9 protein-coding genes and 1 pseudogene are annotated in these 12,974 nt (G+C 65.8%); 8 read left to right on the top strand and 2 right to left on the bottom strand.

Annotated features, from left to right (window positions below; genetic code table 11):
- The first annotated feature begins 33 nt into the window (after positions 1–33).
- The 4 genes and pseudogenes from ACIO52_RS21855 (at position 34) to ACIO52_RS21840 (ending at position 3,956) form a co-directional block, all read left to right on the top strand.
- Positions 34–1,785, top strand: coding sequence for a class I adenylate-forming enzyme family protein (locus ACIO52_RS21855; protein WP_316574452.1), 1,752 nt, complete (start codon positions 34–36; stop codon positions 1,783–1,785).
- 302 nt (positions 1,786–2,087) lie between these two features.
- Complete coding sequence (locus ACIO52_RS21850; RefSeq protein WP_218719016.1) at positions 2,088–2,417, top strand: spore germination protein GerW family protein; 330 nt, start codon at positions 2,088–2,090, stop codon at positions 2,415–2,417.
- Positions 2,418–2,527: 110 nt separating this feature from the next.
- Positions 2,528–3,190, top strand: a pseudogene (locus ACIO52_RS21845) (DUF4389 domain-containing protein); the annotation flags it as partial.
- 505 nt (positions 3,191–3,695) lie between these two features.
- Positions 3,696–3,956: a DUF1918 domain-containing protein gene (locus ACIO52_RS21840; RefSeq protein ID WP_218719018.1), complete on the top strand. Its 261-nt coding sequence runs from the start codon at positions 3,696–3,698 to the stop codon at positions 3,954–3,956.
- Between the two features lie 255 nt (positions 3,957–4,211).
- Here ACIO52_RS21840 and ACIO52_RS21835 read toward each other — a convergent pair whose 3' ends face one another.
- Complete coding sequence (locus ACIO52_RS21835) at positions 4,212–6,251, bottom strand: erythromycin esterase family protein (protein ID WP_402646267.1); 2,040 nt, start codon at positions 6,249–6,251, stop codon at positions 4,212–4,214.
- Positions 6,252–6,845: 594 nt separating this feature from the next.
- Positions 6,846–7,874: an AraC family transcriptional regulator ligand-binding domain-containing protein gene (locus ACIO52_RS21830; RefSeq protein ID WP_402646265.1), complete on the bottom strand. Its 1,029-nt coding sequence runs from the start codon at positions 7,872–7,874 to the stop codon at positions 6,846–6,848.
- 89 nt (positions 7,875–7,963) lie between these two features.
- Here ACIO52_RS21830 and ACIO52_RS21825 point away from each other — a divergent pair, with 89 nt between their 5' ends.
- The 4 genes from ACIO52_RS21825 (at position 7,964) to ACIO52_RS21810 (ending at position 12,493) form a co-directional block, all read left to right on the top strand.
- Entirely contained in the window at positions 7,964–9,397 is a 1,434-nt protein-coding gene (locus tag ACIO52_RS21825) for an amidase (protein WP_402646263.1), read from the top strand.
- Entirely contained in the window at positions 9,394–10,299 is a 906-nt protein-coding gene (locus ACIO52_RS21820; protein WP_402646261.1) for an SDR family NAD(P)-dependent oxidoreductase, read from the top strand. Before ACIO52_RS21825 ends, ACIO52_RS21820 begins: the two co-directional genes overlap by 4 nt.
- A 96-nt stretch (positions 10,300–10,395) precedes the next feature.
- On the top strand, positions 10,396–10,932 hold the full coding sequence (locus ACIO52_RS21815) for an SRPBCC family protein (protein ID WP_402646258.1): 537 nt from the start codon (positions 10,396–10,398) through the stop codon (positions 10,930–10,932).
- A gap of 115 nt (positions 10,933–11,047) precedes the next feature.
- Entirely contained in the window at positions 11,048–12,493 is a 1,446-nt protein-coding gene (locus tag ACIO52_RS21810) for a flavin-containing monooxygenase (protein WP_402646256.1), read from the top strand.
- Positions 12,494–12,974: the final 481 nt, after the last annotated feature.

Here is a 12,974-nt window from a genome sequence, read left to right as displayed (position 1 = left end):
CTCTCGACACCCGTCCTTCTCCAGGAGATAGCCATGTCCGAACCGTTCACCGCGCCCGGGAATGCCGACCCGAATCAGCGCCGGGTTGTGCTCTGCCACCCGGAAGAGAAGATCCGTGACTACGTTGCCAAGGGGTGGTGGCGGGAGACCACCCTGCTGGACGCCTTCGACGGCTGGGTCCACGCCCGACCCGACCACGACGCCGTGTCCGATCCGGCGAACCTGACGGACCTCGCGGGCATCGAGGCAGAGACACTCACGTGGAAGGCGATGGCCGATCGCGTCGAACGACTCGCGGCCAGGTACCACGAGAGCGGGATCCGGCAGGGCGACGTGGTCGTGGTCCAGGTGCCCAACTCGGTGGCACTGGTCGCGACGTACCTCGCGCTGTGGCGCCTGGGCGCGGTCGTCAGCCCCGTACCGGTCGCGTACCGGCAGCACGAGTTGTCGAACATCTGCCGTGCCACCGAGGCCAGGGCGGTCGTGACGGTGTCACGCCTGCTCGGACGCGACATGACCGCCGAGGCGCTCGCGCTCGCCGAACCGGCTGACGGGATCGAGAGCGTGTTCGTCTTCGGTCCCGATCCGGACCCACGCGCGGTGTCGATGGACTCGTCGGCGTCGTCTGCCGCCACCGAGCAAGCGCGGCGTTACGTCGACGGCCTGGTCCGCACGATCGGCGACCGGATCACGATTTGCTGGACCAGCGGGACCGAGGCCGCTCCCAAAGGTGTCCCGCGCTGTCACGCCGACTGGTTCGCGAGCGCGCAGGCGGCTCAGGACGGGCTCGAGACCGACGAGTCGTCGGTCATCCTCAACCCGTTTCCCATGGTGAACATGGCGGGATTCGCGGCGGCGTTCCTGCCCTGGCTGGTCGGCGGCGGGCACCTGGTCCAGCACCAGCCGCTGGACCTCGCGGTGTTCCTGGCGCAGATCGCCCGCCACCGCGTCACACACACCTCGATGCCGCCGGCGATCCTGGCGATGCTGCTCCAGCAGGACGCGCTCCGGGAATCGGTGGACCTGTCGTCGCTGCAGCGGGTCGGCTCGGGCGGCGCACCGTTGCCGCCCAGTGTGGTTCGTCGGTGGCAGGACGAATTCGGAATCGAGGTCCTCAACTTCTTCGGCTCCAACGAGGGGGTGTGCCTGCTCGGCGCGCCCGCCGACATCCCGGATCCGGCCGTCCGCGCCCTGCACCTGCCGAACTACGGTGCCCCGGACCGGGAATGGGCGACGCGCGTCGCGAAGATGACGTCGGTACGTCTGGTCGACCCGGTGACCGGCGCCGACGTCCACGCTGTCGGTGAGCGGGGCGAGTTGCGTCTGAAAGGACCCAGCGTCTTCGGCGGCTACCTCGAGGGCACCGCGGCGTCCAGCCCGTTCGACGACCAGGGCTATCTGTGCAGCGGGGATGTGTTCGAACTCGGCGGCGAGCGCGGCGAATACCTGATCTTCGTCGACCGGATCAAGGAGATCATCATCCGCGGCGGTATGAACATTGCGCCCGCCGAGATCGAGGGCCTGCTGATGGAGCATCCCGGGGTGGGCGATGTCGCGGTGATCGGCTACCCCGACGACGTGTTCGGGGAGAAGTGTTGTGCCGTGGTAGTTCCGGCTCCGGGAGCCTCGGTCGAACTCGCCGACCTCGTGAACCATCTACGGGATCGTCAGGTCGCGTCCTTCAAGCTGCCCGAACGGCTCGAAATCGTCGATACCATTCCCCGCAACCCGGTCGGCAAGATCATGCGCCGGACCATCCGTGACGCTCTGACACCCCCCGTCTAGATTCTGTCGGTCGGCTCACCCGATCGAATTCGAGTGCTCGGGCACGTGCTCGCACAGGTCCGAAGGGCGACCGAACCGAACCCACAACGATCGACGCTCCAGCACCGGCGTCGGTCGCTCTGCCAGGTAACGACGAACGGCACCCGGGTCGGGGTCGGTGGTCCCTGGTGGCCGTCGCCCGACGGGTGGTCGAATCGAAAGGTCCGTTCGACAACAAGGCGCGGACACCGATCGGACCGACCCGTGCGGTTCGGCGTGGCGCCGAATGTCGACATACAGACCGCGTAGGCGAGGAGAGCCCTGTGAGAATCGATGAAGTAGTCGAAAGCGTCAAGGAATCGATGTCGGTCGAGCGTGTGTACGCGCCGCCGATCGAACGTGACGGAACAACGGTGATCGGCGTCGCCACGATCTCCGGCGGTGCCGGCGGAGGCGGCGGGTCGGGCCCGGATGGCGAGAAGGGCTCCGGCGCCGGCTTCGGGATCGGGGCAAAGCCGGTCGGTGCCTTCGTCATCCGAGACGGCCGGGTGCGGTGGCAGCCGACGGTCGATGCGAATCGGTTGATCGTCGTTGCCGGGATAGTAGCCCTGGCCGCGCTCGCCGTCGGCGCGCGCTACGCGAACAGACGATAACCGAGGTCCGAACTCACCATCGGCGTCGTCGAACGTGACGCCCCCGAACAACTGGTCCGGCGCGGTGCCGTGTTTCGGTATCGAGATTCGAGGAGGTCGTGATGGAAGCTCCCGATAGCCCCTATCCGGTGCGATTGCGGGGGGATTTGGACGAGCCGCTGTCGCGGTGGCTGTGGCTGGTCAAATGGGTCCTGGTGATTCCACATGTCGTCGTCTTGTTCTTTCTGTGGGTCGCGTTCTTCTTGCTCACAGTGGTGGCCGGGGTCGCGATTCTCTTCACCGGCCGGTACCCGAGAGCGATCTTCGACTTCAATGTCGGGGTCGTCCGGTGGTCGTGGCGGGTCCAGTTCTATTCCTGTGCGGCGCTGGGAACTGATCGGTATCCGCCGTTCACGCTGCGCTCGACCGACTATCCGGCCGACTTCCAGGTCACGTATCCGGAGCGCCTGTCCCGGACGTCGGTGTTGTTCAAATGGTGGCTGCTGGCGATCCCGCACTACGCGATCGCGTTGGCGATGACCGGCGGCAGCGTCGGATTCGGTGGTGAAACCGGTGCCACCACTATCCCGCTGCTCGGGGTCCTGGTCGTGATCGCGGCGGTGATCCTGCTGTTCACCGCGCAGTATCCGCGTCGGCTTTTCGACTTCGTGCTCGGTATCAACCGATGGCTGTACCGGGTCGTCGCGTACGCGGGGCTGATGCGAGACGAGTATCCACCGTTCCGGCTCGACCAAGGCCCACGCGAGCCAGGCACTCCGGATCCCCTCGTGTAGCCGACGGTGCGATCCGCGCCGCCGGTCGGGAACAGCGTCGCAGCGGTGATTCGGGTCAGCCGTACACCTGCGAGGTCTGGGCGTCCGCCCCGGATGACGACGGCGTCGATCCTGCTGTGCGGCTCGACGGCAGCCCACAGCGTTACCGGGGCGTCAGAGCCGGGCCCGGGCCGACGTAGCCGGCAGGGAGATCGTGGCAGAGCTGTTGTCCACAGCCAACGCCGAGCGTCGGTCGATCTGCTGCCGAGAAGGCGGACGTCGACCTCGATCCGCGCGGGATAGCGAATAGTGCCACAGGTCGTCGGCCCAGGGGACGGTCGGCCCTAGGGCTGGTTCACCCCATTTTGATGGGATCGAGGAGTCCGAGAATGCAGCACAGGAGTTGAGCACTGTGCGTCGCCCCGGGCGCCAGGACGTGTTCGATCGCGGGACCGGCGGCACGGTCACAGCGAGCGAGGAGCTCGGGCAATGAGCGACGACAAGGAAATCGGCGAGGAGGAATGTCATGCATGCGAAACCAGGCGACTGGCTCGTCATCGAGGGACATACCGTCGGCGGCGCCGTCCGGCGGGGCCTGATCGAGGAAGTCCGCTCGGCAGACGGGTCTCCACCCTATCTGGTGCACTGGACCGATGATGGTCATCGAGCGCTGACCTTTCCCGGGCCGGACGCCTATGTACTCACCGGGGCCGAGCTACGGGCGCGGGAGGAGGTCGCGACAGCGAGGTTCTCCTCGATGCAGCATCAGCCCGGTCATCCGGTCTGAGCGGCGTGCGACGTCAACCCCCGAACGGCTCGAGGCGCAACCGCGGTTGCCCTGCGTCGACAGGATGCGGCTGTCCGGCTCAGCCGCGTGGCGACGCGTGCCGACCGGGTGCTGGTCACCGCGTCGAAGCCGCTTCGGCTCTTGGCCGGTCAGCCGTCCTCGGTCGGGTTCCCCGGGGAATCAACCGCCGATCGGACCCTTCTCGGTGTTCCGGTACAGGTGCGTGGCGAGCGCCGTGCAAGACATCCGGTCACGTCACAAACCTGTCGGATAGGTTTCCGGTGTTCTCTGCGCGCTCCAGATGCTGGTGGGTTCGAGCGGCTGCAGCGCGGTCGTGCGATCGATGTGGATCAGGGCGTCGAACTGGTCGGCGGCACGAGTGTGGAAGTAGTGACTCTGTCTCTCGGTGCCCGGCCGGTAGACGACGCCGATCGCTCGTTGCAGCCGTGGCTGACCCAGTGTGTCCGCGGCGGCGTCGCCGGTGTCCAGACGAACCAGGAATTCACCGATGCCGGCATCGTGCAGCAGAGTTTCCATGCTGGACGGTAGTGCCGGGCGAACGGTTTCGTGGACCGCGGTCCCACCCCACTCCTGTGCCGCGGTGACGGATCCGTAGTACGTGCTCGAGCCGATCGCTCGGCAGTGCGCGCCGTGACGTTGCCGCATCAGCTGTCCGAGAGTGATCTGGCCCTCCGCTCCGAACTCGGTGGCCCGAGCGTCGCCGACATGTGAATTATGCGCCCAGACAACAATTCTCGGAGCTCGGGTGACGCCGGTTGGGCGCTGACCGCGGCTCAGGTGCTCGCGCAGTGCGTCGAGAGTGTCGGCCATGTGTTCGTCACGCAGATTCCAGGAAGCGGTGTGATCGCCGAACATCGTGCGGTAGTAGAGCTCGGCGTCACGGACCGACCACGCGTTGCGCAGGGCGTCGAAGAGCTCTTCGGCGGCGTCGGTGCCGGTGCTGAATTCGGCCAGCGACTTGCGTTGCATCTCGACCAATTGCGTGACGGCCTGGTCTTCGCAGGTCTTGCCCGCACCGAATGCCGCACCGTAGCCGTAGGCCTGCCCGTCGCCGGAGTCGGCTTCGCCGAAACAGCCGTATCGGGTCTTGGCGCGCTGAGCGGCTGCACGGTCTGTCCGCTCCAGGTAGCGCACGACCTCGTTCATCGATCGATGCAGGCTGTAGAGGTCCAGGCCATAGAATCCGGTGGTGCGCTCGTCGTTCCGCACCTGTTCGTCGTTGTGGTCACGCAACCAGTCGACGAAATCGCGGACCACGGTATTGCGCCACATCCAGGCCGGAAATCGCTCGAACCCACGGAGCGCTTCTTCCGCGGTGGTGTCGCTGCCACGGGCGTGCACATAGCGGTTGACGCGCGCGGCGTCGGGCCAGTCTCCTTCGATCGCGACCGCGTCGAAGCCTCTGTGCTCGATCAGCCATTTCGTCATTTCGGCACGCGCGGAATAGAACTCGTGTGTCCCGTGGGTGCTTTCGCCGATCAGGACGATGCTCGCGGTGCCGATCAGATCGTCGAAGTGCTCCAGAGGCGGAATCCCGTCGGGCGCGTGGATCGCGCACGCGCGGATCGCCTGCACCGGGTCGGGAGCTGAACTCGGTGATCCGGTGGTGGGTGTGTTCAGCAGGGTGTGCACCTGCTCGTCGGTCACCTGGGTGAAGTCCCAGTAGGAGGCGCCGACAGCGCGGAACGGTGAAGGTATCGTCGCGCAGACCACTTCGTCGACCATCGCGGCGAGTTCACGACATGTCGATTCCGGTGCCGCGGGCACGGCGACGACGATACGAAGCGGTTCCTGGGCTCGGATCGCCTCGATCGCCGCGAACATGCTCGAGCCGGTGGCCAGGCCGTCGTCGACGAGGATGACCGTTCGTCCGGCGACATCGAGGGGGCCACGGCTGCCGCGGTAGGCAGCTTCTCGGCGCGCGAGTTCGGCTGCCTCGTCCTCTGCCACCGCACGTATCTGGTCGGAGGTCAGACGCAGCGCCCGGACGACATCGTCGGCGAGGACGATGCGGCCACCTGTGGCCAGGGCGCCGAAGGCGAACTCCGGGTTGTCGGGTACTCCCAGCTTGCGCACTACGAGAGCGTCCAGCGGCGCGCCCAGGGCGGCGGCCACTTCCCACGCCACCGGGATTCCGCCGCGCGGTAGCCCGAGCACGATCACCTCCCCGTGACCTCGGTAGTGGCCGAGTAGTTCCGCCATGGCCTGGCCGGCCTCACGACGATCACGGAAGATCCGACGAGCGGAATCCTCGCGCAACTTGATGGGGTTCATCGCTGCCTCGATTCGATGGGGAGCACCGTCGACTCGGCGTCAGGGCTTCCTGGCGGAAAGGTAGGTGGTGACGATGACCATGGCGGCGAAGATCGCGGCGATGATCACCGCGGCGACTGTCCAACTCATGACGGCTCCTTCTCGATGGTTTCGAGGTCGCCGGCAGGGGCGGCCGGGCTACCGGTTGTGCGTGGATCCGTCAGGTCGGTCCGATTTCGGCGGATACGCGCTGGATAGCTTGCTTCTGAGTCTCGATGTCGCACCGGTTCGTCGATACAGCACTTCGTCCCCTTGTGGGAGGCCATAGGTCGGCCTCGGGTCCGATGCGGCGCCGACTGGGCGTCACTCGAGCACGCTGCCAAACGCAGGCGCGGTCGGCAGGCGAGGCCGACCTATCGATGATCCGCCCAGGGCGGTGGGACCTTCCCGGCTTCTGGGCGGGCTGCATGTCTGGTTTGCCCCCCCATCATTGACGTGCGAGGCACTCGCCACGGTGTTCCGGTCGCTGTTCACTGGGAACACGCCCGAAGGAAAGGGGAGCGGTACTCGATGGTCCATATCGGCCACGGTGGCCCACCAGCACACACCTACACTTCACGCTGTCGACGCGGTGGCGCGCTCCTGCGTCGGAGAATGGCCGGTCCAGCGGTAGAAGGCGCGTCGAAACTCTCTCGCGTCGCTGTACCCGACGGCATGCGCTACCGAACCGATCGGAATGTCGGATTCGCGGAGCAGGATCAGCGCGCGCCGGTGACGCACGTTGTCACGGATTTCGCTGAATTTGTGACCGGCCGCCGCCAACTTGCGGTGAAGGGTGCGTTCGGTGATGCAGAGCCTGTCGGCGACATCGACCATCGTGAGGTTTTCCCCGAGGTTTCGTCGCAGCACCGACTCCACGGTGGCCACGATGGCGGGGCGTCGATCCGCTGGGTCGAGCAGTCGTCGCGTCGCGTCGAGGGCGAGACTGAGTTGCGAGGGATTACGGGTGGGGACAGGTCGGGAGAGCACGTCGGCGGGGGCCAGCAACCGCGTTGCTTCTGCGCCGAAGATCAGCGGGCAGCGAAAGAACTGATCATAAGTCGCGACATAGGCGGGTCTCGGATAGGCGAACTCGATGCGGGACGGGCAAAACTGTTCGCCCATCATCACCCTGCCGAGCGCCACCGTGGCAGCGAAGGCCTCCTCGGCGAGCAGCGGCCGCAGGTCGGGCACGGGCGCGCGTTCGGCCAACTCGATCGCGATCTCGTCGCCGCTCAGGTGGTATTCGGCGTCGACCAAGCTTCCGGATGCTTGGTGAAACCGGACTCCCAGATCAACCGCCTCCCCGACTGTGTCGCACGCCCGCATCGCGACACCGAGCATTCCCCATGACACAAGAAAATCGGTGGTCCCCAACTGTAGTCCCACCGGCTCCGGCGGAAGCGCGCGCAGACCGCGTTGCAGGATCAGCGAGGCTTGCCGGAACGAGAGTTTGGCGTCCGTTTGGCTGAGGGTTTCCGTCGAGTGTCCGGTGCCCGAAAACCACTGGTCGACGTACACGCCGCGCCGATCTGCCAGATCGATCATGTTCAGCACGATCACCGGCGGAATGACCGCAGCGTCCAGATCGACGGAATCTCTCACTCGCTTCCTTTCCCCAACGCTGCCATCGCCGCAGCTTAACGGCATTCATCCCGGTGCCTACCGGTGAATCAACCAAAGGAACATAAACTATGTCTGACATTGTGCATGGCTTCGCGGACGATGCCATGGGCTGTCTCGATGCTGTCGCGATCGCCGAACGCATTCGTGTCGGCGAGGTCAGTGCCGAGGAGGTCACCGAGGCCGCGATCGCCCGCGCGGAGCACGTGAATCCGCGCCTGAACGGATTCGCCCATACCGCGTTCCAGAGTGCCCGTGACCAGTCGGCACGCTGCGGCGCAGGGCCTTTCGCCGGGGTACCGGTGGTCATCAAGGACAACGTCGACGTCTCCTGGATGCCGACATGCTACGGATCGCGTGCCTTCGATCCCCACCCGGCAAAACGTACGGCCGCACCGGCCGGACAAGTCGTCGAGCAGGGCTACATCGTGCTCGGTAAGAGCACCATGCCCGAGTGGGGATTGACCGCCAGCACCGAGTACGCCGATCGGCCACCCACCCGCAATCCGTGGAACACCGGGCGCTCCGCTGGTGCCTCCTCCGGCGGAAGTGCCGCGCTGGTCGCATCCGGGGTGGTCCCGGTCGCGCACGCCAATGACGGCGGTGGCTCGATCCGGATCCCGGCCGCTGTCAACGGCCTTGTCGGACTCAAGCCGACGAGGGACCGGTTGCTGAATCAGCCCGGGGCTAACCAACTGCCGATCAACATCGCTGCCGAAGGCGTCGTCACCCGAACCGTCCGGGACACAGCCCACCACCTGGCCGCGTTGGAACGCCCGCGGCCGAGTCGCCATTTGCCCCCGATCGGCCTTGTCGAGGGACCTGGGACCACTCGCCTGCGAATCGGTGTCATCACCGAGACTCCAGCAGGGGAGGTGGACCCGGAGATGATCGTGACAGTTCACGCGGCGGCGGCCCTCCTTGCCGGTCTCGGACACGAGATCACGGTCGATGTCGCCATGCCGGTTGATCGGCGCTTCGTCACCGACTTCGCCCGGTATTGGGGATTCTTCGCAGTCGCCCTGACCGCGTCGAGCAAACTCACCAAGCCTGGTGCGTTCCACCCCACGCGCCTCGACCCTTTCACGCGAGCGCTGTTTCGCGACTCGCTGTCGCAGGTCCAGCACTGGCCGGGCGCCATCGTTCGCCTGCGTCGCGACGCCGCTCAGGCCGAGAAGATCAGCGAACGGTTCGATGTCGTGTTGTCACCGGTCCTGTGCCATCCAGCACCTGAACTGGGCTATTTGAATCCTGGTCTGCCGTTTCGCGAGTTCTTCGATCGGACCATCGCCTATGGGGGGTTCACCGCGCTCAACAATGTCGGCGGCACGCCGGCGATTTCGCTGCCGTTCGGCATGTTGGACAACGGTCTTCCCGGCTCGATCCACCTCGCCGCTGCCACTGGCAATGAGCGCACCCTCCTCGAACTCGCCTACGAGATCGAAGCTGCCCAGCCATTTCCGCAGATCGGCAACCCCGCCGCGACCAAGGAGGAACTCCAGTGACCACAGAACGCCGCATCGGCAGAGCAACACATGCCAGGGGGACCGTGTTGGTCACCGGCGCCGCCCGCGGAATCGGTCGGGCCTGCGTGGCTGGATTCGCGACCGATGGCTGGCAGGTAATCGCGGGTGTCAGGAGTGAAAGTGATCTCGACGACGTCGCCAGTATCCATCCGAACGTTGTTCCGCTGTTGCTGGACGTCACGAACCAGCATCACCTCGACATGCTTGCCGAGCGAGTGCCAGACGCACTCGATGTGGTGATCAACAACGCTGGGGTGGTCGTCGACGGACCAGTGGAGACTGTCGCACTGCAGGCGTTGCGGCAGGCGTTCGAGGTCAACGTGATCGGCGCGACGGGAGTGACCCAAGCCGTTCTTCCCGCGATCCGACGTGCCCGCGGCCGGATCATCTTCCTGTCCTCACTCAACGGCAGAGTGGCGCTGCCATGGATGGGTCCGTACTCTGCCTCCAAGTTCGCCCTCGAAGGGCTGGTGGATGCACTGCGTGTCGAACTGCGCCCGTGGGGCATACCTGTCAGTTTGATCGAACCAAGTGCCACCGCCACCGACATGTGGGGCAGCGCAGCCGAACTCGTGGACGCGACCGCCGAGTCGATGACCGAATCACAGCGCCAGCTATACCGCAGTCATATCGACGGCGCTCGCAAATCGGTGGCGCTGCTGCAGCGGCTGGTGGTCCCTACCGACGATGTCGTCGCCACCGTTCGACGCGCGGCGACGAGCAGACGGCCCTCTTCCCGATACCCGGTGGGCGTGCGCGGACACGCTTTCGCTGCCGGCGTCGCAGTGCCGACATGGTTGCGCGACGGTGCCTTTGCAGCGATCGCGCGCCAACCACGCCGCCTGGGAGCGGGCGAGAACGAGCGCACCACCGAGCGGTGAGCCTGCCAGCACGGACAAACTGCACAGTCGAGCGCGCACGCCCACCGTTCGGAACCGGAAGCGCACATCGATCGCCCCATCACCCAGGAGACCAACGTGCGGAGCTACTGCGCATCTCGGGCCATTCCGGCAACGCCGGAACGTGCCTGGGAATTGATCAGCGACACCGGCCTATACCCCGTGTGGGTCGCACACACCGTCGCGATGTTGTCCGTCGACGGTGCAGCCGACATCGGGGTCACCTATCGGGAACGATCCCGAATTCTGGGGCCGTTGGCCTGGACCACCCACTGGACCGTCACCGAATATCTGCCTCTTGTTCGTCAGGTCCACCATGGAACGGGATTGCCGTTCGTCACCGACCTATCGATCGAGTTCGACCTGATACCTGAACAAGATCGCCGCACCACCACTGTGGGCTTCACGATCAGCTTCATGCCTACTTCGGCCGTACTCGGGCGCCTCTTCGGCGGACTCGCCGCAACGGTATTGCGGGAACGGCAACGCCGTTCACTCGACATGCTCGCGCACATGGCCGGGGGACACCCAGTCGAAACCAGTCTGACGAGCGGCGCCACCAACCCCCTCCCGGTCGACGCCGATCATGGCCCTTCCGCGCCGGCGAGAACGTGATCGGTGGCGGCACAGTCCGGATGCGCCGAGTCGTTCGTCAACGAGCACAGCCGTTCGCTGACACCGGACTTGGGCCCGCCAACCCGAACCTGACAATCGACGACGGAAGGTCTCCATGACTGCCAGCCACGACGACGCGACCGCGCACCTTGCCGAGGTCGACACCGCCGACTCTCACCGCCACGACGTCATCGACCGCGGTTCAGCGGTCGCGATAGTGGGTGCCGGGCCGGCGGGTCTGAGCGCCGCGCGGATGCTGCGCCACTACGGCATCGACTATGACCACTTCGAACGGCACACCGACCTCGGCGGCATCTGGGACCTCGACAACCCAGGCACGCCGATGTACGAATCGGCGCACTTCATCTCCTCCCGCGACGTGTCCGGCTTCTTCGACTTCCCCATGCCCGATCACTTCGGTGACTATCCCAGCAGGGCACAGATCCTGGACTACACCCGCGACTTCGCCGCAGAGTTCGCGCTGCACGAGAACATCGCATTCGCTACTGAGGTCGAATCGGTTGTCGAGGACGGCGATGGGTGGCTGCTGTTCACGGCTGACCACGGTCCTCCACGACGCTACCGGGGGGTGATCTGTGCCTCGGGCACCAACTGGTACCCCAGGATGCCCCAGCACCCCGGGGTGTTCGACGGCGAGGTCCGGCACGCCGTCACCCATCGGCGCGCCGGCGACTTCGCAGGGAAACGGGTACTGGTCGTCGGCCTGGGCAATTCCGGTGCCGACATCGCCTGTGACGCAGCCCAAGCCGCCGATGGCGCCTTCATCAGTGTCCGACGCGGCTACCACATCGTGCCAAAGCACATCTTCGGCGTCCCGGCCGATCAATTCGGCGAGGCGAGCGCCGCTGTGCCGCGTTGGATCGAACGGCCCATCACTACCCGGCTGCTTCGTCTGATGGTCGGCGACCTGACCCGCTGGGGCCTGCCCAAGCCCGACCACAAGCTGTTCGAATCGCACCCGCTGCTCAACAGTCAGCTGCTGCATCATCTCCAGCATGCCGACATCACCGCCAAGCCCGATTTAGCACGTTTCGATGGGCCCGATGTCGTGTTCACCGACGGTTCCCGCGAACGCGTCGATCTGGTCCTGTATGCGACCGGCTACGAGATGCGTATCCCTTACGTCGACGCGGATCTGTTCGCGTGGAACGGGGACCGGCCCGCCCAGTACCTCACCGCGTTCAACCGACACCATCGCAACCTGTTCACCTTGGGTTTTCTCGAAACCAACTCCAGTGCCTACACCCTGTTCGACAACATCTCCAACGTCATCGCTCAGTACTTGCGTGACCAGATCACCCGCCCTGCGACGGCCCGTCGGTTCGACCAGCTCGTTGCCAATGACCGTCCCGACTTGAACGGTGGCATCGCCATGGTGAATTCCCCTCGCCACGCTGGATACGTCGATGCGAAGACCTACAAGAAGACCCTTGCGCGGACCCGCGAACAGATGGGCTGGGCCGACCTGTCTCCGGGGTTCGCCGACCACCTCAAGGAACGCAATTCCGACCGCAGCCGCACGTCGATAACGCGGCGGTGAGCACGGACGGGCCCGGGAGGCTGCCCTGGACGATGCCCCGCGAAAGGTTTTCAAGATCGGAACCGATATCGGGCGCACCAGCGTCGAGCCTGTATGCAGGCCGGAGCAGGCCAGGCCGTCGCATTTTCGGTGCCGCCTGCGGGCCGGACAGGGCCGCCGGGACTGCCGAGGTAGTTGAGGCCCATCAGTGTCGCGTCGTGGTCGGTGACCGGCCTTGCAGTTCGAGGTCCACGGCTTCGATGGTCGCGATCACGCGACGCGTCTGAGGGTGGACGGAGAGCGTTTGCGCCGGTGCACGCCGATGATGCTCACCGTAAACCCTCTCCGTACGGACGAAGCACTGGTTTCGTCCGTACGGGGAGGGCACCGCTACTCCACAGCGGGGCAGTCCCCCCTTTTTCGGCTACCCCGGCAGGGTGTCCGGAAGGACGACACCCGGCAGAGAGCCGCACCGATGGCGACGGTGGGCTGCCGAATGGGT

The sequence above is a fragment of the Nocardia sp. NPDC087230 genome, assembly GCF_044744725.1.
Lineage (GTDB): Bacteria > Actinomycetota > Actinomycetes > Mycobacteriales > Mycobacteriaceae > Nocardia > Nocardia canadensis.
This window is presented reverse-complemented; position numbering and strand designations above follow the sequence as displayed.